The sequence below is a fragment of the Asaccharospora irregularis DSM 2635 genome, assembly GCF_900129815.1.
GTDB lineage: Bacteria > Bacillota > Clostridia > Peptostreptococcales > Peptostreptococcaceae > Asaccharospora > Asaccharospora irregularis.
Window position 1 is genome coordinate 31,613 of record NZ_FQWX01000005.1, and the last position, 23,368, is coordinate 54,980.

Genomic DNA, 23,368 nt, shown 5'->3' on the forward strand with positions numbered 1-23,368 from the left:
ACCCTCTAACTAACCTCTTTTGGTAACTTAAACTCAAATGTAGCACCACCTTCCTTATTATTTTTAGCCTCTATCGTGCCATTATGTGCATTTACTATAGATTTACATATTGATAGCCCAAGACCAACACCCTTTCTAGAATCAGCATATTTAATCTCACCTGTAAAAAATCTATCAAATATATTGTCTATTATACTTTCACATATTCCCGGTCCATCATCAATTATCTTGAAAACAACAAATTGTTTTTCCTCGTAAACTTTTATTTTTATTTCAGAGCCTTCTTTAGAATACTTTAAAGCATTGTCTATTAAATTTATAATTACCTGTTCTATAAGTTTAGCATCCATAGGAACAAATAAAATTTCATCTGGTATATCTATACTTATTTTCATATTCTTTATTCTCTTTTTTATATGGCCCAATGATTCTGATATAACCTCTTCTACAATTTCATGAGTTTTTTTGAGTTCTAATTTTCCATCATCAATTCTAGTCATACTCAATAAATTTTCAACCAACCTTATTAACCATTGGGTATCATCAAAAACTCCTTTTAGAAGGTCATCTATAATACTTTCATCTATTAATTCTTTATTTTTTATTATTGTACTAATCGCACCACTTATAGCAGCAAGAGGAGTCCTTAAATCATGTGATATGGCCCTTAATAAACTACTTTTCAACCTCTCACTCTCTATTTCTAAGCTAGCCTCTTTTTTGATTTCTGCTAAGTTTTCTCTATCTATGGATATAGCCATTTGCGCCACGACAGCCTCTATCAGCCTTATATCTTCGTTATCCACTTTTTGATCCAGACATAAAACACCAATTACACCTAAAGTTTCATCCATACCAATTATAGGCGCATAAAAACATTTTGCCCCTGGTAATGTGTCCGTAAAGCTTCCCGCTGTCTTATTGTTATTATAAACCCATCTAGCAACTGCTCTTTCTGATTCATCTGTAATTAATTCTTCCTCTATATCCCTACTTTGATTCATATATAGTAGAAGCTGATTTTCCCTTTTATCATTTATATAGCAAACCACACTCTTACCAAGTCCCGCCTCTAAAAGCTCTATTCCTGTATTTATTATCTCTTCCTTATTCGACAGTCTTAAGAAACTTCTATTCACTTTATAAAGCATCTGAGTATTTTGTTCTCTCTTAGAATATATTTCTACCTGTTGCTGAATTCTTGAAGTAAGTGTAGATGTTATAACTCCAACAACACAAAATACAGCTAGTGTTACTATATAATTAGTATCATCAATATTCAATGTGTATAAAGGTTCTGTAAAAAAATAGTTTAGTAACAATATATTGAGTACGGAACTTATTATGCCCGATCCATATCCTCTAGTAAATGCTGAAACCAATACAACACCAAGTATATAACTTAGATATATATTCTCCTGTGTAAAACCAACTCTTTTTAATATATATGAGGACATGGTAGTTATAAGAGTTATTATAAGAAGTTTTAATATATCAGTCCCACTAATCTTAAGTTTAGAGGTAATTCCCACTGACTTTTTAGGTTTGTACTTGTTTCCTTCAGCTATAGACGGAATTATATGAATATCTATATAGTCTACCTCATCTATAAGTTTGTCTACTATATCCTTTTTTAACACTCTATAAAATACACTGTGTTTTCTATGATTTCTACCTATAACAATTTTTGTAACATTCCTTAACTTCGAAAATCTTATAATATCTTCTACTATATTATCCCCATGCAATAAAACAATCTCTGCACCTAACTTTTTTGCTAAATCCAAGTTGTCTTCTAGCTGTTTACTGGCTTTTTTAGATATATCCTGCTTACTAGGATCTTTTATATAAATAGCAATTAACTTTGATAAAGATGACTGGGCAATCCTAGAAGCTGTTCTTATTAGCTTAGCAGAAGAAGATGATGGCGATACACACACAAGTATTGTATCAGAGGTTGGCATTACAGATGTATCTCCCTTAGATAGACGTGTTATTTCTACCTCTTTATTAACCTTTTGTGTGGTTTTTCTAAGCGCCAACTCTCTAAGTGCAACTAGATTATCTTTAGTAAAGAAATTTTCTTGTGCTCTTATAGCTTGATCTTTTTTGTAAATTTTACCTTGATTAAATCTTTCAAGTAAAACATCTGGATCTACATCTATTAATTCAAGTTGTGATGATAAATCTATTAGCTTATCAGGTATAGTCTCTTTTACAGATACATTCGCTATTATTTGTATTATGTCATTTAAACTTTCCAAATGCTGTACATTTAACGTTGTATAAACATCAATGCCTGCTATCAACAATTCCTCTATATCCTGCCACCTCTTATTATGCCTACAACCTACAACATTTGTGTGTGCTAATTCATCAACCAATATTACCTCTGGATTCCTCTCCAATGCCAAATCTATATCAAACTCTTTTAATTTTATATTTTTATAGTTTATCTCCTTTGTGCTCAAAACCTCTAAGCCTTCTATTAAATCTAAAGTTTCTTTCCTAGAATGAGGTTCTATATACCCAACTACTACGTCTATGCCACTTTCCTTTAAGGTATGTGCGGACTCAAGCATAGAGTAGGTTTTCCCTACTCCAGCTGCATACCCAAAAAATATCTTTAATTGACCTCTATTTAATTTTGCTTCTTCATTGTTTACTCTAGACAGTAAAATTTCTGGATCCGGTCTCTTCATTTTTCACCCCACTAATCTTAGTTAATTATTTTAACTTCTCTAAATCTAAGTTTAGTTTTAATACATTAACTTTATCTTCTCCAAATATTCCTATAATTTTTTTCTCAGTATTATTGTCTATAAGTTCTATTAGTTTATCTTTTGATATTTTGCTGTATTTAGAAACACGGTCCACTTGGTACATTGCTCCTCTCAAAGATATATGAGGATCAAGCCCACTACCTGATGCTGTTACCAAGTCTACTGGAATTTTATCATTAGTAGAGTTGGAATACTTTTTATATAGTTTTACTCTTTTATCTATTACTTTTCTAAAATCCTCGCCTGTTGGTGAATTATTACTTCCAGATGATTTTTGCCCATTGTATGGATAATCCAGGGTCATAGAAGGTCTTGACCAAAAATAATCTGGACTTACAAAGTTCTGACCAACATACTCTGAGCCAATACTTTTACCATCCAGTTCAATTATACTACCATTGGCCTGTTTTGGTACAAATATTTGTGCAAATATAGTTACCGTAAAAGGATACAAAATCCCTGTTATAAATGTCATTATTATCAATATTAAAACTGATTTTTTAATATATTTCATACTTATATCTCCTTCTATACATACTATTTTACCTATATAATTGTAGCTATAATCATATCTATTAATTTTATGAATATGAATGGAGTTATAATTCCTCCAAGACCGTATATTAAAAGATTTCTTGATAAAAGCTTACTTGCAGGTAACTCCTTATATTTAACACCTTTAAGTGCTAATGGTACCAGTGCTATTATTATAAGTGCATTGTATATAACTGCACTCATAATAGCACTCTCAGTACTATACAAATTCATTATATTTAATTTATTTAATTGTGGGTATATTCCTATAAATAGAGATGGAATTATAGCAAAATATTTAGCTATATCATTTGCTATACTAAAAGTTGTTAATGAACCTCTAGTCATAAGTAACTGCTTTCCTATTTTCACAATTTCAATTAGTTTAGTAGGGCTAGAGTCTAAGTCAACCATATTTCCTGCCTCCTTAGCCGCCTGAGTTCCAGTATTCATAGCAACCGCAACATCTGCCTGAGCAAGCGCAGGTGCATCATTGCTACCATCTCCTGTCATTGCCACTAAATGTCCGTTCTTCTGATAGTTATTTATTAAATCTAGCTTAGCCTTAGGTGTTGCCTCTGCCAAAAAGTCATCTACTCCTGCCTCAACCGCGATAGCTGCAGCTGTAAGAGGATTGTCTCCAGTTATCATAACCGTTTTAATTCCCATTTTTCTTAGTTCATTAAACTTATCTGCTACCCCTTCTTTTAGAATGTCTTTTAGGTATATAACACCTAAGACTCTTTCATTCTTGCAAAGGACTAAAGGAGTTCCTCCTTTTTTGGAAATTTTTTCAACTATTTCATCACATTCTTTTGGGTAGATTCCTCCCATTTCTTCCACGAACACTTTTATAGAGCTTGCTGCCCCTTTTCTTATTTTAGTTTCCTTAATATTTGCTCCACTCATTCTAGTTTTCGCAGAAAATGGTACAAACTCTGCATCTTTAACATTTAAGTATTTACCATTTATAGCATGACTTTTTTTAGCTAAAATTACTATACTTCTTCCCTCTGGCGTTTCATCTAAAGTTGAGCTTAACTCTGCACACTCTATAAATTCTTCTATATCTATATTTCTGAGTGCTATAAATTCACTAGCCTGTCTATTTCCATAAGTTATAGTCCCAGTTTTATCTAAAAGTAATATATCTACATCTCCAGCTGCTTCTATAGCTCTACCTGAAGTTGCAAGTACGTTTTTATTATTTAATCTACTCATTCCTGCAATTCCTATTGAAGAAAGTAATGCCCCTATTGTAGTGGGAGCTAAACAAACAAGTAGAGCTACTAAAGATGATATTGAAACAGTTCTCCCTACCCCATTTTGTATAATAGCAAATTCACTAAATGGGTATATTGTAATTGTAACAACTACGAATATAGATGTTAAAGCTATAAGTAAAGTTTGTAGTGCTATCTCATTCGGAGTCTTCTTTCTCTGTGCACCCTCTACCATTGCAATCATTTTATCTAAAAAACTCTCACCTGCAGTTGATGTAACTTCTACTATCAGATAATCCGATACAACAGTAGTTCCACCTGTCACAGCGCATCTATCCCCACCTGACTCCCTTATAACAGGTGCACTTTCTCCCGTTATCGCACTTTCATCTACTGATGCTACTCCCTCTATAACATCTCCATCAGCTGGGATCTGACTATCAGCCTCAACAAGAACAATATCACCTTTTTTCAATAAGTTTGATGGAATCATTTCAATCTCACTATTTTTATCACAAGTTTTAAGTTTTTTAGCTATAACATCTTTTTTTGCCGCCCTTAAACTACTAGCTTGTGCCTTTCCACGTCCTTCTGCTATTGCCTCTGCAAAATTTGCAAATAAAACAGTAGACCATAAAAATAAACTAATCATAAAAGTAAACACTGTATTTTCATCAACTATATCAAAAAAAGACATAATAGTTATAACACTAGTAACTATAGAACCTATATAAACTATAAACATTACTGGATTTTTAAGTTGTACCCTAATATCTAATTTTTTAATAGAATCCTTGAAACTCTCTTTGAATACTTCTCTATCAATAAACTTTTTATTTAAATCGCCCATATTAATATCTCCTTATCTAGTCTAAAACACCATATTTAAATGCTCTGCTATTGGTCCTAGTGCTAATGATGGTAAAAATCCTAGAGCACCTATCATAATAACAACTCCTACTAACAAAAATACAAATAAAGCATTATTAGTAGCCAAAGTCCCTACACTTTCTGGTACTTTTTTCTTACCAGCTAATGATTCTGCTATCTTTATAATTAAAATTATTGGTATAAAACGTGCAAAAATCATTATAATTCCAGTCAGTAAATTTACAAATGTGTTATTAGCTCCAAACCCTGCAAAAGCGCTACCATTGTTATTTCCAGTAGAACTTAGTGCATACAATATCTCTGAGAATCCGTGTGGTCCCGAATTATTTAGTAGACTAATTACATCTGGAGACATACAAACTATGGATGTACCAATCAACACTAACATAGGTGTTGTAATTATCATGATTGAAGCCATCTTCATTTCAAATGGTTCTATCTTCTTACCTAAATATTCAGGTGTTCTCCCTACCATAAGACCCGAAATAAATACTGTTAATATTACAAATGCTAACATCCCATAAAGTCCGCATCCAACCCCTCCAAATACAACTTCTCCTAATTGCATAAGTAAGGTCAAAATCATTCCTCCAATAGGTGTAAAAGAATCATGCATAGAATTTACTGAACCATTTGATGCTGATGTTGTAGTAACTCCCCATATAACTGAATTTGTTACTCCGAATCTCACTTCTTTTCCTTCCATATTTCCACCAGACTGTTGAATATTTATATCATCTATTATAGACAAGTTTCTTGAAAGTTCCGGTGTAGACTTATACTCAAAGTACATTGTGGTAGCTATAGCAAGAGTAAAAATAATTAACATTGCATATAAGAGAACTTTTCCCTGTTTCTTATCTCCAATCATATCTCCAAATGTAAAACATAACGCTGCTGGTATTAGTATTATGGATACCATCTGAGCAAAATTAGATAAATATGTTGGATTTTCTAATGGGTGTGATGAATTTGTTCCAAAAAAACCACCCCCATTGGTTCCAAGTTGCTTTATAGCTATCTGACTCGCTGCAGGTCCGCCTGGGATTATTTGTTTATCAATAAAATCTCCGTCATTTAATTTTATTTCTTCTAATAATCTAACTTCTTGGTATGGTTTAAAATTTTGAACTACCCCTTGAGTCGTTAAAAATATTGCAAGAACTAATGACATAGGTAATAAAATATATAATGTAGATTTAGTTAAATCAACCCAAAAATTACCTAGACTCTTACATTTAACTCCTTTGATTCCTCTAATTAATACAATTAGTACACTTATACCTACGGCTGCTGATAAAAAGTTTTGAACCGTAAGTCCTAACATCTGTGATATATAGCTTAGTGTAGTTTCCCCACTATAAGCCTGCCAATTTGTATTAGTTATAAAACTAGATGCTGTATTAAATGCAAGATCCCAACTTACGCTTCCTAATTTCTCCGGATTTAGAGGCAGTAAGTACTGAATTTTCTGTAGTATTGTAACAAATACTAAGCTAATAAAACTAAATGATATTATACTTAAAATATACTCTTTCGCGCTCATCTCCTCTTCATTTACCTTTAATAGTTTGTAAATAAACTTCTCTACCGGCTTCATTATACGTGTTAAAAAAACCTTTTTATTTTTAAATACACTAGATATATAAATACCTAAAGGCTTAGCTAATAATATAACTACTGTAATAAAAAATATAAATTGAATTATAATACTCTTCATTTTTTATCCTCCTCAAATTTTCTATATCCCTATCTTATTAGTTTTTATATAAATTAGAGGTTAAGATATATGTATTAGTATTAAGATTGTATAAAGATTTTCAAACTATAAATTAAGGGTTATTAAAAAATAACTGTAAGTCATCTTTTAATAACCCTTTTAGATTAGTACTTAATTATAAATCTAGATTTAAACTCTCTCTTACTTCTTTTAGATAGCTACTTCTTATAACTAAAAAATATACTATTTGTACTAAAAAGAAACTCGCACTAACAAAAAAAGCTGACGAGGCAATCTTCAACTACCGATACCTCAAATCCATACCTTTCTATATGATCCTTTAATAGCCTTCTTATTGATATATCATCCTCTATTATATAAATCTTATTTTTCATTTCATTCCTCCAAATTAATAAATAAAGTTATCTTTTCTAATTTAAATCCTACAATAATATGATAATATAATTATATACATTATATCTAAATAAAAATATTTATATTTAGGACTATAATATTAAATATAAACATTCTAAGGGGAGATTATATGTCGATTACGATTGAACTTTTTTTCCAGATATTTAATACATTTATATTAGTACTAATTGCTATAATTTTAATATGGGTTATCCCTAGACTTCTAAATAAAGTCAAATCGAAGAATACACTAATGGTAGATAAAATCAATAATTTAGAAAAAAAGATTAATGAGTTAGAGGATAAACAGTAGAAAATTTTAATATTATAAGATTAAGGCAGGATAAGAAAAAACTTACCCTGCTTTTATTTTATAGTATTTTGGATTATAGTACTTTTTTTACCTTTCTAAGTTTGCCTTTTATGTTCTTATTCTGCAACACTTTAAGAACCATTTCACCTTTGCTATTTAATATTTCCACAAATGTAGATACATCAAGTATGTTTATAACCCCAATATCGCTAGGTGTTATACCCTCTATACTGCAGAGTGTGCCTACTATATCTACGGGTCTCATCTTATTTCTTTTACCAGCATTAATATGTAATTTGACTATTTCTTTACTAAGAATAGCCCCCTTTACCTCTTTTGTATCTGGTTTTTGTAGTAATTTTCGTTCAAAATCTGCTATACATCTGCTGACAATACTCTTATCAGGTGCCTCCTTAAAAGAAATCTCCTTACCAGTGTATAAGTAAATTTCAGATATTCGTCTTTCATCAGATTCCATTGCAAAAGTAATCGCTATCCCACCTTTCCCAGCACGTCCAGTCCTACCTATTCTATGCACATAATTTTCTCTTAAGACAGGTACATCGTAGTTTATAACATGGGTTACATCGTCAATATCTATTCCTCTAGACGCTACGTCTGTAGCTATTAAATATCTAAAGTGACCTTTCTTAAAGTTAGAGATTACTCTTATTCTGTCATCTTGTTCCATTCCTCCATGTATTTTGTCACATGGATACTTTATCTTACTCAGTTCATTAAAAAGCCTCTCTACCTTGTCCTTAGTGTTACAAAATACCAAACAACTATCCGGGTTTTCTACAGTAGTTATATCCTTTAATAATTCTAATTTTTCAGATTCCTCCACATTGTAACCATACTGTTGTATGCTATCTACAGTTAAATTCTTAGACTCAATTTCTATATTGACAGGGTTACTCATATATTTTTGGGATATAGAATCTATATCCTCTGGCATTGTAGCTGAAAATAGCATTGTTGTACGTCTTGATGGAAGGCTTTGTATTATTTCTTCTATTTGTTCTACAAACCCCATACTAAGCATTTCATCCGCTTCATCTATTACAATATACTTTATATTATCTGTTATAAGACTTCCTCTATTAATGTGGTCTATTATTCTCCCTGGAGTTCCGACTACTATATGACATTTTTGCTTAAGCTCTTTTTCTTGCATAGAAAATGAAGACCTCCCAAATATTGCGGGTACTTTTATCCTTTTAAATCTTCCTATGTTGAATACATCTTCCTTTATTTGAATTGCAAGTTCCCTAGTCGGTGTAAGTATTAAAGCTTGAGGCTTATTTTCATTCCAATCAACCAATTCACATAATGGGATTGCAAATGATGCTGTTTTTCCACTCCCTGTTTGTGACTTAACTAGTAAATCCCTACAATCTAGTGCAACTGGTATTACCTCTTCCTGAACTTTTGTGGGACTTTTATAATCCAATATATCGAGTGATTTTAGTATTTCATCACTCAATTTGTATTTCTTAAAGTTTGATTTTATCATTTGAATTTCTCTTTTCTTATATAGTTATAGTAATATTTATTATATCGTACCATAAAATACTCTATATTATATTTCCATTTATGCATTATTTTATTATACTTATGACAAAAATCTGTATAACCTAAAAATAAGGGTGTAGAACCTGAAAAATACAGATTCCATACCCTTATCTAAATTTATATTATACTTAGTTAAAAAACTCTAAGCAACGTTTTCCACACCCTCAGGCTTTTTCTTTAATCCAGCTGATAACATAGTCGTAGCTGTATAAAGTACTACCATTACTACTAACCAGTTTAACCAATATACTGGCATATTTGTTACGAATAATAATGCGACTATAGATCCCACTATTCCACCTATTGTTATACCCATAGATATACTTTTCTCATAAGCACCTTCTCTAACAAACTTAGAACTTGCTATTGGACCTACGAAAGCACATGCACCCATCATTATCGGGAATGCTGCCTTAGGGTTCATTCCAAGTAATGCAACCATAGCCATACATGGAGCGTATAATCCTATACCTGCAGTCATAAGTGCACCTAATATAAAGTTCCCTACCATACCTATTATCAAAGTCATTCCTGTAAGACCCATAGCATTTCCACCTGCTGGCATAAATCCTACTTGTCTAAGAGTGATTAATCCTGCAGTACCTATAAGAGCTACTCCCATTGTTATCTGTACTACTCTTTCTGGTAACTTAGATATTATTCCGGCACCTATCCAAGAACCTACCACAGCTGCTACTATCATACCAATAAGAGTGATTATATCTATATCTATTGCATTTAAAGACATAAACGCTTGCACAATCATCGGAAGTGCATGAGCAACATTTAATGTACCCGGTAATATTTTATCTGGAATATGTATATTTTTGTTTAATTTTAATATTGCTGTTGTTGTTGCGAAAGATCCAACACCTATTGCATCAAAAAAGTCCGTTATTAATCCTATCAATAATCCAGATTTAAATAATTTGTTATTTCTTCCCTCTTTATTCTTTCTGAAATCGTTAACATAAACGCCAGTAAACCCCGCAGTTACTGTTGTTAATGCAGCTAAAATTACTTTTAACATGTCCTCTTCTCCTTAGTAGTTAGTTTTTTGACAAATAAGATTATACTACATTATACATTTTAATTACAATATAAATTTTAAATTTATATTTATTTGACATTTTTATGTAATATTCTTAATTTTTTGTCAAGAAAAACTATTTTTTCATACTGAAAATATCGTTTCAAAATCACCTATTTCAAACTAATAATATTCATTCACATATTATTTATTACAGTAATACTTAATAATTTTCATTTTTATAATTTATTATATATTTTTTAAAATTATATTTTTCACTTAGATATTATTTTGTTCTCCTAATATCACTCAAATTTAAGCTAGATATATTTTAAATATAATTTCCTTCTAATTAAAAAACCACTTCCCTATTATATAGAGAAGTGGTTAAAAATTCTATTTACTTGTCAATCTATCTATAATACTAACAAGGTTGGCTATCTCAGGCTTTGCTATTTGCTCATCTGCACCAAGTGCCTCTCCTTTTCTACGTATTTCGTCACTTATTAAAGAAGAGAATAGTACAATTGGCGTGTCTTTTAGTACGCTATCCTCCTTTACAAGTCTTGTAAGTCTATGTCCGTCCATTAGAGGCATTTCAATATCTGATACTATACAAGAAACATGTTCTTCAATCGGACTACCAGATTCTTTAACTTCCATCAAATAGTCCCATGCCTCCTGACCATTGTCAGCCTTAACAGTATTTCTGTAACCTGCTTTGTGCAAACATTCCGTAATCATTTTTGAAAGTAGCATTGAATCTTCTACAATTAAAATAGATTTTTCGCTAGTTCTACGTTCACCTAATCTATCCAGGTTTTCAAATTGAATACTTGATTCTGGACTTATTTCAGCTATAATTTTTTCAAAATCTAAAATAGTTATAAGTCTATCTTTATATTCTGCTATACCTGTTGCAACACCTTCTTCTCCGCCGTAGATAACTCTATCTGGTTTTCTTATTGATTCCCAAGAAATCCTATTAATACCTGTAACTGTTTCTACACGGAACGCAAAATTCAATTTATTAAAGTGTGTTATTATAAATATATCGTTATTTGGATTTTCTGACTTAGGAACATTTAAATATTTACCTAACTCTATTACCGTAATAATTTCATCTCTCGGTTTTATTACCCCTTCTACAACACTATTTGAATTCGGCATTTTTTTTACTTCTTGAGCCATCATGATTTCACGGACTTTTGCTACGTTTATACCAAATAATTCACCGGCAATAGTAAATTCCATTATCTCAAGCTCATTGGTCCCTGACTCCAAAAGTATTTTTGTTTGACTTGTACTTTCTGAAAATTCCATAATAAATCTCCCCTATTACAAATTTTGTGATTTCTAAAGTATACTTACACTACCTGTAAGTCATATCGGTCTTCCACTTTAAATTTATAGTTAAATAGTTTTAACTTCTCTAACTGTAATTTGACAATATACATTCCTTATACTATATATTATTCTGTTTTTCGACCTAAAACTTTATATCTAATCATCAAAATATTTGTTTTCAACAGAGTATATTTATCTAAATTTTTCTATAAGGCTCTTCATAGTTTCTTTATTCATTGCTCCAGGAACATATTGAGTTAGATAGCCGTCCTTATCTATTATAAATGTCGATGGAAATGAATTTATTCCATACTGATAAATTAAATTACCACCATCATCAAATACGACAGGAAAAGTATAGTTTTGATCTTTTAAAAAGTCTTCTATATCTGATTTAGTCCCTTCATTTCCTATATTAGGAGAAGCAACTCCTAGAATTGCTACATCATCATTATTTTTGTTATACTCTTTATACAACTCTTCTATATATGGCATCTCTTCTCTACATGGTGGACACCAAGTTGCCCAGAAATTCAAAAACACAGTCTTTCCTTTGTAGTCCTCTAATTTGTGCTTATTTCCGTACTGATCATATAACACAAAATCCAATGCCTTTATCCTATCTTCTTCTGAGTCTTTATTTGAATCTTTAGCTAAATCTTGACTATCTTCTACCTGATTATTTTTTACAGTGTTATTTTGAGTATTCGCTTTTTCCAAGCTACCATTAACTCCATTTATAAACATAACAAGGCCAGATATTATAAGTATTGTCCCACCTATTTTTTTAATTTTATCCATATGTTGTTTCATTTTATCTATTGTTTTGAAAAGTTTATTGTAAAATAAAGCTACCAAAATAAATGGTAGTATAAATCCTATAGTGTATATCCCTATTAGTAGATTGGATAATACTGCACTACTTGATGTCGATGACATTATAAGTACAGATGCAAGTATAGGACCTATACAAGGTGTCCATCCAAAACTAAAAGTAAACCCTAATAAGAATGCTGACAATGGATTCATCTCTTTAGACTTAATATTAAATCTTTTTTCTGTATTAAGTAATGATGATTTTATAATACCCATATAGAATAAGCCCATGAATATTATAATAAGCCCACCTATTATCATTATTAAATCCTTATTAGTATTAAAAAATGAGCTTAATGCATTTACTGAAGACCCTAGTATAAAAAATGTCGTGGATATTCCAAGAACAAAAAATAATGTATTTTTAAAAAGCGGACCCTGTATAAATTTACCATTCTTCATGTTTTCTATACTACTATTCGATAGCATACTTAAATATATCGGTAGTATAGGTAGTATACATGGTGAAAAGAAAGACAATACTCCCTCTATAAACACCACTACTAAATTTAATTTTTCCATTAAGTTTCCCCCTAGCTTTTGATTTTACTATATTTATGATTTTGAGCTTGTTTTATCAAACAACTTAGCTACAACAACTGTCGATGTCATACTTCCATTAACATTGAGCATCGTACGTCCCATATCTAATATAGGATCTATAGCTAATATTCCACCTGCATAAGGAAAGTACGCCCCAAGACCTATACCAGATATTACTACTGATACTGACATAGCAGCTGTTCCAGGTATACCTGCAATCCCCAAAGAACTTATAGCTATTACAATTACTAACATAGTATAAAAACTAAAATTCATGTCTGTTCCGGACATATTTGCAATAGTAACTGCCATAAGTGCCGGATAAATACCTGCACATCCGTTCATTCCCATATTTGAACCTAGGCTTGTTACGAAGCTTGCTACGCCTTCATCTATCTTTAAATTATCTGTTAAAGCTTCTATGGCTACTGGCAAAGTTCCTAAACTTGATCTTGATGTAAATGCCAATATAAGTGGCTTTGAAACATGCTTTATATATTTTATAGGATTTATTCCATTTAAACTTATTATCACTAAATGTATTATAAACATTATAAGTATGCTTATATATAATGCAACTATAAAATCTATAACGCCAAGTATTGACCCAACTCCACGGGCTATGATTGTATTGGCCATTAATGCCACAACAGCATAAGGCATAAAGTCTATGATAATTAGTGAAACATTTATAATTATTTTGTAAGAAGCCTCTATAAATCCTACAAATGGCTTTAATTCTTCTTCATTATCTTTATTAAGTGTCTTTATTGCTATACCTATAAATGCTGCAAATACTACTATTGCCACTATATTTGAGTCTGCCATTGCCTTTATTGGATTTGAAGGAATTAATTCAACTAATGTATCTACTATAGGTGTTATCTCCCTTATTTCGTTAGTTGATGCTGTGACTGCATCAGAGACTCCTAGCTTAAATATATTCGCTACAACTATCGCAACAATTGCAGACAAAGCCGTTGTTCCCAATAACATTGCTACACTTCTATATGTTAATTTGCTTATATTCTCTTCGCCCTTTAAATTCATAATAACTCTTATTATAGAGATAAACACAATCGGAACAACAAGCATTTTTAATAGATTCATATACCCATTTCCAACTAGTCCATACCATTTATTTACCTCATTTAACCAAACAACTTCACCTGGATTACTTGGAAATTTTGCAACATACTGTATTATTACACCCAATCCTATACCTATTAGAGTCGATAGTATCATCAACTTTGTAAAGCTTAGCTTTTTACTTAGTCTATTAACTATAATAAATACTGCTATTAATCCCATTATCGAAATTAATGTTGATACATCAGTCACCATAAGAAACTGTGAGAAAAATGTAGAATCCATGATTTTACACGCCCTTTCCTGCTTTGATTTCGTACTTTAGAGAGTAAGTCGCTAAAATACCTATACTTTAATATATATTTTCTTGTATCATATTAAAGTATACCCTTATAATAGGTTTTTAAATAAATATAATTTTTCACTATTATAAAAACCTCAAGAAAATATTTACTGCTACTAAAATTATGACTATAGCTATTAACTTTTCTAGGAACGATCCTGAATTTAAGTATGCATATGGGTTTAATATAAGTTTTGGGTCTTTCTGATTATTATTAATTCTTTCATCATCTTTTTTTAACTCTTCAATTATAATCATAGCTATTTTAAGTTCTGATTGAGATACTATCCCCTTTTTAAATTTATATTCTAAATCTTCAATTACATTAGATAAAACCTGTTGTCTATCCTTTGATGTTTTGCAATTAATTATCTCTTCTCTTAAATCTCTATAATGATCTATAGACTTCTGTGCAATTTTTTTTATATCTGGGTATTTTTCGTTTATAAAACGTAACTCATTTTTTGTTAATTTATCTCCCTTAAGTATCTTTGTAGCTATAAGGTCTGATCTGTGTTCTTCTTTTTTAATATTTTTTGAAAGTTTTATAACCTCTTCCATGGCCGACATTTTTATTTTGGCCTCCGTCTTAGAAATCAAGCCTGCCTTAGATTTATCTTCTACATCTCTTATAGCATTTGATATTAATTTTTGTCTCTCATTATCTGTCTTGCATCCCTTTAGTTCTTCCTTTAAATATATCTGCTCAGATTCTACCTTCTCTGCCACGCTTTTTATATCAGGATATTTTTCATTTATAAAACGTAATTCATCAGCAGTTGGCTTACTCCCTTTTACTATTTTTATTGCTATAACTTCTGCTTTTTTTAATTCAGATTGAAATTTTTTCGAAGATTTTAGAGCCTCTTCTACAGCTGAAATCTTTATTTTAGCTTGGATATCAGAAATGGACCCTCTACTTAACATTGACTTTATATTTTTAATAGCACTAGATATAACCTGTTGCATTTCTTCTTCTGTGTTGCAATTTTTAAGTACTTCCTTTAGATCAGTATATTCTTTAATAGATTGCTCTGCCGTCTTTTTTATATCAGGATATCTAGTATTTATCAAACGTAATTCTTCTCTAGTGATTTTCTCACCCTTAACCATTTTTATAGCTATTAATTCAGCATCTTGCATTTCTTCCTTAATTTTTTTTAAAAAACTTGGGACTTCCTCGCTTTGGACTTTATTTAATTTGCCCTGTTCTTCTTTTGGTGAATCTTTTATATTAGCCTCAGGTAATAGATCATTTTCTGTATGTAATGTTACATCAATTGGCTTCACATCAAGCTTTGAGTAAGTGTCTTTATTGTATGAATTATTATTTATATTATTAATCATTTATTCATTCCCCTTATATAAAATTTTGTTAAACCTAAGTTTATTTATATTGTCCTATATACTATTTATCGCTTCTTTTAGCCATTTCTTTAAGTATATATAATAGAGGAATTCTCAGTATATTGAAATTTCTAAATTTTATAAGTTGTTTAAAGTTTAAGAGTAATTATAGTTTCCTAATACATAAAAAATGCCCTATACACTAGACAGTTAGTAAAATCATCTATAATACAGGACATTTTATATAGCTTTATATATCTATTTTAAAATATAGCCATTTAATTATTTATTTTTTAAGTAACTCTTCTATCTTCGCTTCTATTTTTTCAGGTTCTTCAGTTGGAGCAAATCTAGCTACAACATTTCCATCTTTATCAACTAAAAATTTAGTAAAGTTCCATTTTATATCATCGTTGCTAGTTTCAAATCCCAGCTTTGAAAGTTTATCATAAAATTCCATTGATGATTTATCCTCTGTAGCACTAGGAGCTTCTTTTTTTAAGAACTTATATAATTCATGTGCACTTTCGCCATTTACATCTATTTTCCCAAATGTTTTAAAACTTGTTCCATATTTTAATTTACAGAAGTTAGATAATTTGTATTTTACATTTATTGATTTTTAAGCAGTTTTTCTATATCTTTCTTTATTTTTAGAGGTGACACTGTAGGTGCGTATCTTTTAACTACATTTCCTTCAGAATCTATTAAAAACTTTGTGAAATTCCACTTTATTTCTTTACCTAATATTGATTTTGTTTGCTCTTTTAAGTAATTGTATAATGGATGGGCATTACTGCCATTTACATCTATTTTCTCAAACATATTAAATGTAACGCCATAATTTATTTGGCAAAAACTATTTATTTCATCATTGCTACCAGAATCCTGATTAGCAAACTGATTGCATGGGAAACCTAAAATTTCAAAACCTTTTTCTTTGTACTCTTTGTACAAAGCTTCTAAATCCTTAAACTGAGGAGTTAGACCACATTTACTAGCAGTATTGACAACCAAAACTACTTTTCCTTTATACTCATCCATGCTTACTAGTTGTTTGTTCATTTTTACTGCCTCGAAATCATAAAAGTTCATATTTACGTTACCCTCTCTATTTCTATTAAATTTTTATTATTTATTCCCCGATTTTCCTGTATTTAATATTTACCCATAATAATGTTTAGAAAACAAAAATCATAAATAAATGTAAAAAATTTACATAATATTTATTTTTATTTAAAGAAAAGTTATTCAAAATGGTTCCCTGGGTATACTAAGTTTAAAGGAATATAATTCCCTAGAACTATAAAAAATACATTTATATATTAAAATATATTAAATTTAAAAGGAGAAAAAATGACTAATAAAAAAGACTTTGTTAAAATGGGCTGGAATTTAGATAACAGCTATCTTAATTTACCTGAAATATTTTTTAGCAAAATTAATTTAAATAAAGTAAAATCACCAGAACTAGTTATTTTCAATGATAAACTAGCAAAATCATTAGGACTAAATTCCGATGAACTTAAAAGTACTGATGGGATATCTATACTTTCTGGAAACAAGACTATAGAAGGTGGAGCATTCATAGCTCAAGCTTATGCAGGCCATCAATTTGGCCACTTCACAATGCTTGGTGATGGCAGAGCTTTATTGATAGGTGAACAACTAGCTCCTTCGGGGGAGAGATTTGATATACAACTTAAAGGATCTGGAAGGACTCCTTATTCACGCGGTGGAGATGGTAGAGCAGTACTCGGCCCTATGCTTAGAGAATATATAATAAGCGAGGCTATGAATGCCCTTGGCATACCTACAACACGTAGCCTGGCAGTAATCAAAACCGGAGAAACTGTGATTCGTGAAAATTTAAAACAAGGAGCAATACTAACACGTGTAGCTTCTAGCCATATCAGATTTGGTACATTTCAATATGTGGCTCAATGGGGTAACACTGAACAGCTAAAACAACTTGCTGATTATTCAATAAAAAGGCATTTTCCATATATAAAAGATGATTCTAACAAATATATTAATCTACTAAATGAAGTGGTAAAAGCACACGCAAACCTAGTAGCTATGTGGCAAGCAGTCGGATTTATACACGGTGTTATGAATACTGATAATATGACTATTAGTGCAGAGACTATAGACTATGGACCTTGTGCATTTATGAACACTTACAAACCAGACACAGTATTTAGCTCAATAGATATTAATGGACGCTACTCATATGAAAATCAGCCTGTAATGGCTGAATGGAATTTATGTAGATTTGCTGAAACTTTGCTTCCATTAATACAAGAAAATTTAGCCTATAGCGACCAAAAGGATATAATAAAAATAGCTCAAGATTCTGTTTCTAATTTCTCAGAAATATATTATTCTAGTTGGATATCAAAAATGAGATCAAAACTAGGAATATTCAATGAGGAGTTACAAGATAAAGCCCTTATAGAAGATTTACTTAGTATGATGGAAAAATATAACCAAGACTATACCAATACCTTTAGTTCATTAACTTTTGACAAAGATAAAAACTCAGATATGTTCAACAGTATAGAGTATAAAAATTGGCACAAACTTTGGCTAGAGAGATTAAAAAGACAGCCTGAATCAAAAGAAAAAGCACGTGATTTAATGAAAAAATCTAATCCTGTAGTAATACCAAGGAATCATTTAGTTGAGGAAGCCCTTGATTCAGCTGATAAAAATGATTTTACCCCTTTAATAAACTTAATCGATGCGGTTTCAAGACCTTATGATTATCCATATGGTGATCAAAAATACTCTATGCCACCTAAGAATTCTGACTGCAATTACAAAACTTATTGTGGAACATAATATAAATTTTATAAAGCTATATAACCCTTTAATATAAATTAAAATATGATAGAATATAAAGATAATCTCCTCTACTCTATAAAAGTATTGGAGATTAAATTTTATATTCGGGGTGTAAAACAGACAATATGGGGAAGAACTTAATAGATGGAAAAATAGGGGAATCTTTAATAATTTTTAGTTTACCAATGATTTTAGGAAATATGCTTCAACAATTGTATAATGTTGCTGATACTTTGATTGTAGGAAAAACAATAGGTGCTACAGCTCTCTCTGCTGTTGGTTCTTCTTATGCACTTATGGTGCTTCTAACTTCGATAATTCTAGGTCTATGTATGGGAAGCAGTGTTGTTTTTTCTCAGCTTTATGGAGCAAAAAAGATAGACGATATGAAAACAAGTATTTTTAATTCTTTTTTATTTATACTTTTTGTTTCAATAGCAATAAATTTAATATCTTTTTTACTATTAGAAAAATTTATAATCTGGCTTAATATTCCTGACAAAGCAGTCGAATTTACTAGAGAATATCTCAAAGTTATTTTTATCGGTATCACATTTGTATATATCTATAATTTTTTAGCATCAATACTCAGAAGTATAGGAAATACTATTGTTCCACTTATTTTCCTCGCTCTATCAGCTATAACTAATATTATCTTAGATATTGTATTTATTGTGTATTTTGATATGGGAGTTTCAGGTGCAGCTTGGGCAACTGTAATCTCACAGATAATATCTGCTCTAAGTATTACCTTGTACTCTTTCTTTAAAATAAAACAGCTATTTCCAAGCAAAAAACATATGTATTACAGCAAAACACTATTAAATCTTATAGTAAATAACTCTATATTAACAGCAATTCAACAATCTATTATGAACCTTGGAATTTTAATGGTACAAGGACTCGTAAATAGCTTTGGATTTGCAGCAAGCGCCGCTTTTGCAGCAGTTGTAAAAATTGATGCATTTGCATATATGCCAGCCCAAGATTTTGGAAATGCATTTTCAACCTTTGTAGCCCAAAATTACGGTGCCAAAAAATCAGATAGAATAGACGCTGGCTTCAAAATAGCCATGAAAATCTCAGTACTGTTTTGTCTTCTCTCTTCAGCATGTGTTTATGTCTTTGCAAAACCTTTAATGTTGATGTTTGTAAAGGCAGAAGAAATTGAAATTATCAATATAGGTATACAGTACTTACACATAGAAGGTTTATTCTATGTTGGAATCGGTATTCTTTTCCTATTATATGGACTATATCGAGGACTAGGTAAATCTATGATGTCAATTATATTAACCGTAATTTCTCTTGGGAGTAGGGTCGCTCTAGCATATACACTATCATCTATACCTGCTTTAAATATGAATGGAATTTGGTATTCTGTTCCTATCGGCTGGGCATTAGCTGATGTATTTGGACTATGGCTTTACCATAAGAAAAAAGATGATCTTATTAACAATCTTAACTAAATAATTTGATATAAGAACAGTCTTCCAATTTTATTATTTGGCAAGGCTGTTTTTATATTTTTCTATATAAAACATAACAGTAACTCTTAAGTACGTGATCAAAATATGTGTCAAGATGTTTTTTTTGTTGATTTATGATGATATTTGTTTATAATAAATATAGTCACAGTATTAAACTTTGGAAGAATGTTTCAAATTTAAAAATCGTAAATTAAAGGAGACTTATATGGAAAATATATATTATTTTTTTAGAGGTAATCCAGACATAAATAATTTTATTGTGTTTGGTAGGATACATTTGTTTATATTATTTATAGCCTTACTTGGTATTTTCATTATGTTTAGAAATAAATCTGAGAATAGAAAATTAGAATTGTTTATGGGTTATATTTTAGTTCTACAACAAGTATCTTTATATGTATGGTATTTTACAAGCAATTATAACTTGCTAAAAGAAGGATTACCTTTTTATCATTGTAGAGTAGCAATCATATTTATAGCTTTAGGGTTAATTTTAAACAAAGAAAAAATCATGAAAATAGGATCATATTTGGGTATATTCGGATCAATACTTGCACTATTGTTCCCAGTTTTGGATCCATTTTCTTTCCCACACATAACTCAGTTTTCCTTTTTTATAGGTCATTTATTTTTACTATGGGGATCTGTTTATTTGCTATTTATAAAAAGTGTAGGTATGACTGAATTAGACTTTAAGAAGTCGTTGACATTTATTAATGTTTACCATTTTTCTATGTTAATATTAAATAAAATTCTTAAATCAAACTATGCATATATGGCTGCCTCACCTATTTCAATTGGAAGGGGATTAAATCACTCTATCTATGCTTTAATAGTAATCATGCTATTTAACATATTAATAAGTATAGAGTATACTGTTGTAAAATTTAATAATAAAGTAAAATCGCAAAACCAAATATCATTAGCTACTTTAGATTAACGTATTTCAATTATTTATAGCAAAACTCCTTTATAGAAATATTAAAATATACCATAAAGGAGTTTTTTATCTTATGATCCATAATTTCAATACTATAGACTCTTCTCAATATCTTGAAGTTCATTAATATTCTCTATTATCATACTTATATGATAATTGTATACTGGGCTTATATCATCTTTTATCTCTATATCATTAGCCAGTTCGTTGTACAAATCCTTGGATTTAACATAATTTTCTTTGTTCAAATAACACTTATCCTTCATGTGTTCTAGAACCTGCAAATGCATATATATTTGCTTACATATCTTTATTGTTCTATTTATTTCCTTATTATCTATCTCATCATTGCTATACTGAAGTTCATCTAAAAAATTTTTATATAATGCCTCCAACTTAGTGATTTCCCCCTTAAGATATGCTATGTCTATAGGTATGCCTCTTTCTATTTCACTTTTTAGTATTTTTATCGATGTATTTTCTATTACTTTGATTTCATTATATATCTCATGTAGATAATTTGGTCTGTAAATAAGGTAATTAACACCCACACCCACTATAACTCCTATCGAAGTGTCTATTATCCTATGAATGGAATAGTAGACAGGATCTGCCGTGCCTATACCTAAGTGTATTGCACAGTATACTACGCAAGCTATTGTTATTGACTTATTTATATTCAAAGTATTGCAGGTGTATATAGTTATTATTATTCCTATACATGATAATAAAGGATCACCGGGACGTATAAGAGCAAACAGAAAACCTATTACCCCACCAATCAACGTACCCTTTAATCTATTCAGCCCTACTGTCAATGAACCCTTAACTGTTGCTTGCATACAAACTACACAGGCTATTGCTGCATAGAACGTTTTGTCTAGTATATTTAAATACCCTATTAAAACACAAATCAATACCCCTATCCCAGTTTTTATGTTTCTCATTCCGGGCCTACGAAGCTTCAAAATACCACCTCCTAATACTGATTATATATAAATATATCATAATTTTAGTTATATTCATATTTTTATTGATAACTAAAATTATAAAAAACAAAAGTGAGCTGTGCAATAATTGCAACAGCTCACTTTTGTTTTAGTATTTAATCTATGTCAACTTTATACTAATTATAATTGTTCGCTTATTTTAGATCTTAAGCTTTCTTTAGGCATGAATCCTACCATTTTATCTACAACTTCTCCATTTTTGAATACCAACATAGTTGGAACTGTATTTATGCCATAAGTTCTAGCTAATTCTAAACTTTGGTCTATGTCTACCTTAAAGAAGTTTGCATTGTCACCCATCTCATTGCTTAAATCCTCAAATACCGGTGCTAACATTTTACAAGGTCCACACCAACTTGCAAAGAAATCAACTACTATAACTCCCTCTTTATTTATTTCTTCATTGAAACTATTATCATTAAGTATTTGTACCATCCTTATTCCCTCCATACATTCTTATTAATCAGTTATCTATCTGATATATTTATATTTTACAATAATCTATTTTTTTATTCTGTGACAAGGTCACATAACCTAATTTTTTTCAAAATAAATATAATTTCGTTGTAATTAAAAAATAAGTCACTACTTTTTGATGTAGTGACTTATTCTATCTAAATACTTGCTAGTTTTTTTCCAAGTTTTTTTAATTCATCTAAAACAGTATCATCAGGTGCTTCTTGGCAAATTAATCCTTTGCCATCAACAAGATTAGCTCCTGCACTTGTCATTCTTTCTTCCCAGTTTCGCATCCATTCTCCATCTCCCCATCCATATGAGCCAAATAGAGCAATATTTTTGCCAGATACAAATTTTTCTACCTCCTGGACAAAAGGTTCCATTTCACTTTCCTCTAGTTCTTCTACCCCCATAGAAGGGCATCCCATTGCAAAACCTGTCGCCTCCTTTAAATCTTCAAACGATACCTTCGAAACTTCAAGCACTTCTGGTTGCTTTCCAGCCTCCTCAATACCTTTGGCAATAGCATCTGCCATAGCTTCAGTGTTTCCTGTTTGTGACCAATATGCTACAATAACTTTACTCATTTTAACC

At 30.5% G+C, this 23,368-nt stretch carries 20 protein-coding genes and 1 pseudogene; 4 read left to right on the forward strand and 17 right to left on the reverse strand.

Features of this window, described 5'->3' with window-relative positions:
• Window positions 1–5: 5 nt before the first annotated feature.
• The 5 genes from BUB34_RS03690 to BUB34_RS13725 all read right to left on the reverse strand — a co-directional run bounded on the left by BUB34_RS03690 (window position 6) and on the right by BUB34_RS13725 (window position 7,546).
• Window positions 6–2,702: a sensor histidine kinase gene (locus tag BUB34_RS03690; RefSeq protein WP_073124361.1), complete on the reverse strand. Its 2,697-nt coding sequence runs from the start codon at window positions 2,700–2,702 to the stop codon at window positions 6–8.
• A gap of 25 nt (window positions 2,703–2,727) precedes the next feature.
• Window positions 2,728–3,297, reverse strand: a complete 570-nt coding sequence (gene kdpC, locus BUB34_RS03695; RefSeq protein WP_073124363.1) for a potassium-transporting ATPase subunit KdpC — start codon at window positions 3,295–3,297, stop codon at window positions 2,728–2,730.
• A 32-nt stretch (window positions 3,298–3,329) separates the two neighbouring features.
• Window positions 3,330–5,390 (reverse strand): potassium-transporting ATPase subunit KdpB, encoded by a 2,061-nt coding sequence (kdpB, locus tag BUB34_RS03700; RefSeq protein WP_073124365.1) that lies wholly within the window; start codon window positions 5,388–5,390, stop codon window positions 3,330–3,332.
• Window positions 5,391–5,411: 21 nt separating this feature from the next.
• On the reverse strand, window positions 5,412–7,151 hold the full coding sequence (kdpA, locus tag BUB34_RS03705) for a potassium-transporting ATPase subunit KdpA (protein WP_073124368.1): 1,740 nt from the start codon (window positions 7,149–7,151) through the stop codon (window positions 5,412–5,414).
• Window positions 7,152–7,420: 269 nt separating this feature from the next.
• Window positions 7,421–7,546 (reverse strand): response regulator, encoded by a 126-nt coding sequence (locus tag BUB34_RS13725; protein ID WP_278276662.1) that lies wholly within the window; start codon window positions 7,544–7,546, stop codon window positions 7,421–7,423.
• A 149-nt stretch (window positions 7,547–7,695) separates the two neighbouring features.
• Here BUB34_RS13725 and BUB34_RS03710 point away from each other — a divergent pair, with 149 nt between their 5' ends.
• On the forward strand, window positions 7,696–7,878 hold the full coding sequence (locus tag BUB34_RS03710; RefSeq protein ID WP_073124370.1) for a hypothetical protein: 183 nt from the start codon (window positions 7,696–7,698) through the stop codon (window positions 7,876–7,878).
• 73 nt (window positions 7,879–7,951) lie between these two features.
• On the opposite strand, the gene BUB34_RS03715 is transcribed toward BUB34_RS03710, so the two are convergent.
• From BUB34_RS03715 to BUB34_RS03750, 9 genes and pseudogenes are all read right to left on the reverse strand, one after another.
• The gene (locus tag BUB34_RS03715) at window positions 7,952–9,394 is read right to left on the reverse strand and encodes a DEAD/DEAH box helicase (RefSeq protein WP_073124372.1); all 1,443 of its coding nucleotides are present in this window, start codon (window positions 9,392–9,394) and stop codon (window positions 7,952–7,954) included.
• A gap of 201 nt (window positions 9,395–9,595) precedes the next feature.
• Window positions 9,596–10,483 carry a sulfite exporter TauE/SafE family protein gene (locus BUB34_RS03720; protein ID WP_073124374.1) on the reverse strand — a complete coding sequence of 296 codons (888 nt, stop codon included), beginning with the start codon at window positions 10,481–10,483 and terminating at the stop codon, window positions 9,596–9,598.
• 396 nt (window positions 10,484–10,879) lie between these two features.
• A complete protein-coding gene (locus tag BUB34_RS03725; RefSeq protein ID WP_073124375.1) occupies window positions 10,880–11,806 on the reverse strand; it encodes a chemotaxis protein in 927 nt (308 codons plus the stop codon).
• Window positions 11,807–12,022: 216 nt separating this feature from the next.
• Window positions 12,023–13,228 (reverse strand): cytochrome c biogenesis protein/redoxin, encoded by a 1,206-nt coding sequence (locus BUB34_RS03730; protein WP_073124377.1) that lies wholly within the window; start codon window positions 13,226–13,228, stop codon window positions 12,023–12,025.
• Window positions 13,229–13,261: 33 nt separating this feature from the next.
• A complete protein-coding gene (locus tag BUB34_RS03735; protein WP_073124379.1) occupies window positions 13,262–14,623 on the reverse strand; it encodes a cation:dicarboxylate symporter family transporter in 1,362 nt (453 codons plus the stop codon).
• Between the two features lie 142 nt (window positions 14,624–14,765).
• Window positions 14,766–16,028, reverse strand: a complete 1,263-nt coding sequence (locus tag BUB34_RS03740; RefSeq protein WP_073124381.1) for a hypothetical protein — start codon at window positions 16,026–16,028, stop codon at window positions 14,766–14,768.
• A 286-nt stretch (window positions 16,029–16,314) separates the two neighbouring features.
• Window positions 16,315–16,488 carry a glutathione peroxidase gene (locus BUB34_RS13500; RefSeq protein WP_242948820.1) on the reverse strand — a complete coding sequence of 58 codons (174 nt, stop codon included), beginning with the start codon at window positions 16,486–16,488 and terminating at the stop codon, window positions 16,315–16,317.
• An 84-nt stretch (window positions 16,489–16,572) separates the two neighbouring features.
• A pseudogene (locus tag BUB34_RS13945) lies at window positions 16,573–16,644 on the reverse strand (hypothetical protein); the annotation flags it as partial.
• Window positions 16,641–17,123, reverse strand: coding sequence for a glutathione peroxidase (locus BUB34_RS03750; RefSeq protein ID WP_073124383.1), 483 nt, complete (start codon window positions 17,121–17,123; stop codon window positions 16,641–16,643). The gene BUB34_RS03750 and the pseudogene BUB34_RS13945, both read right to left, overlap by 4 nt.
• Before the next feature lie 261 nt (window positions 17,124–17,384).
• Here BUB34_RS03750 and BUB34_RS03755 point away from each other — a divergent pair, with 261 nt between their 5' ends.
• The 3 genes from BUB34_RS03755 (at window position 17,385) to BUB34_RS03765 (ending at window position 21,305) form a co-directional block, all read left to right on the forward strand.
• Window positions 17,385–18,872 carry a protein adenylyltransferase SelO gene (locus BUB34_RS03755; protein WP_073124385.1) on the forward strand — a complete coding sequence of 496 codons (1,488 nt, stop codon included), beginning with the start codon at window positions 17,385–17,387 and terminating at the stop codon, window positions 18,870–18,872.
• Between the two features lie 128 nt (window positions 18,873–19,000).
• Complete coding sequence (locus BUB34_RS03760; protein ID WP_073124387.1) at window positions 19,001–20,344, forward strand: MATE family efflux transporter; 1,344 nt, start codon at window positions 19,001–19,003, stop codon at window positions 20,342–20,344.
• A 226-nt stretch (window positions 20,345–20,570) separates the two neighbouring features.
• Window positions 20,571–21,305, forward strand: a complete 735-nt coding sequence (locus tag BUB34_RS03765; protein WP_073124389.1) for a YwaF family protein — start codon at window positions 20,571–20,573, stop codon at window positions 21,303–21,305.
• A 92-nt stretch (window positions 21,306–21,397) separates the two neighbouring features.
• Here BUB34_RS03765 and BUB34_RS03770 read toward each other — a convergent pair whose 3' ends face one another.
• The 3 genes from BUB34_RS03770 to BUB34_RS03780 form a co-directional block, all read right to left on the reverse strand.
• A complete protein-coding gene (locus tag BUB34_RS03770) occupies window positions 21,398–22,273 on the reverse strand; it encodes an FUSC family protein (protein WP_073124391.1) in 876 nt (291 codons plus the stop codon).
• Between the two features lie 162 nt (window positions 22,274–22,435).
• Window positions 22,436–22,750, reverse strand: coding sequence for a thioredoxin (trxA, locus tag BUB34_RS03775; RefSeq protein ID WP_073124394.1), 315 nt, complete (start codon window positions 22,748–22,750; stop codon window positions 22,436–22,438).
• Window positions 22,751–22,929: 179 nt separating this feature from the next.
• Window positions 22,930–23,361 (reverse strand): flavodoxin, encoded by a 432-nt coding sequence (locus tag BUB34_RS03780; RefSeq protein ID WP_073124396.1) that lies wholly within the window; start codon window positions 23,359–23,361, stop codon window positions 22,930–22,932.
• Window positions 23,362–23,368: the final 7 nt, after the last annotated feature.

Coding starts and splice junctions, on each gene's coding strand:
- BUB34_RS13500 (WP_242948820.1), bottom strand. CDS start 16,488: ATGGAATTTTATGATAAACTTTCAAAGCTGGGATTTGAAACTAGCAAC.
- trxA (WP_073124394.1), bottom strand. CDS start 22,750: ATGGTACAAATACTTAATGATAATAGTTTCAATGAAGAAATAAATAAA.
- BUB34_RS03755 (WP_073124385.1), top strand. CDS start 17,385: ATGACTAATAAAAAAGACTTTGTTAAAATGGGCTGGAATTTAGATAAC.
- BUB34_RS03720 (WP_073124374.1), bottom strand. CDS start 10,483: ATGTTAAAAGTAATTTTAGCTGCATTAACAACAGTAACTGCGGGGTTT.
- BUB34_RS03750 (WP_073124383.1), bottom strand. CDS start 17,123: ATGAACTTTTATGATTTCGAGGCAGTAAAAATGAACAAACAACTAGTA.
- kdpA (WP_073124368.1), bottom strand. CDS start 7,151: ATGAAGAGTATTATAATTCAATTTATATTTTTTATTACAGTAGTTATA.
- BUB34_RS03690 (WP_073124361.1), bottom strand. CDS start 2,702: ATGAAGAGACCGGATCCAGAAATTTTACTGTCTAGAGTAAACAATGAA.
- kdpB (WP_073124365.1), bottom strand. CDS start 5,390: ATGGGCGATTTAAATAAAAAGTTTATTGATAGAGAAGTATTCAAAGAG.
- BUB34_RS03760 (WP_073124387.1), top strand. CDS start 19,001: ATGGGGAAGAACTTAATAGATGGAAAAATAGGGGAATCTTTAATAATT.
- BUB34_RS03725 (WP_073124375.1), bottom strand. CDS start 11,806: ATGGAATTTTCAGAAAGTACAAGTCAAACAAAAATACTTTTGGAGTCA.
- BUB34_RS03735 (WP_073124379.1), bottom strand. CDS start 14,623: ATGGATTCTACATTTTTCTCACAGTTTCTTATGGTGACTGATGTATCA.
- BUB34_RS03710 (WP_073124370.1), top strand. CDS start 7,696: ATGTCGATTACGATTGAACTTTTTTTCCAGATATTTAATACATTTATA.
- BUB34_RS13725 (WP_278276662.1), bottom strand. CDS start 7,546: ATGAAAAATAAGATTTATATAATAGAGGATGATATATCAATAAGAAGG.
- kdpC (WP_073124363.1), bottom strand. CDS start 3,297: ATGAAATATATTAAAAAATCAGTTTTAATATTGATAATAATGACATTT.
- BUB34_RS03740 (WP_073124381.1), bottom strand. CDS start 16,028: ATGATTAATAATATAAATAATAATTCATACAATAAAGACACTTACTCA.
- BUB34_RS03730 (WP_073124377.1), bottom strand. CDS start 13,228: ATGGAAAAATTAAATTTAGTAGTGGTGTTTATAGAGGGAGTATTGTCT.
- BUB34_RS03780 (WP_073124396.1), bottom strand. CDS start 23,361: ATGAGTAAAGTTATTGTAGCATATTGGTCACAAACAGGAAACACTGAA.
- BUB34_RS03765 (WP_073124389.1), top strand. CDS start 20,571: ATGGAAAATATATATTATTTTTTTAGAGGTAATCCAGACATAAATAAT.
- BUB34_RS03715 (WP_073124372.1), bottom strand. CDS start 9,394: ATGATAAAATCAAACTTTAAGAAATACAAATTGAGTGATGAAATACTA.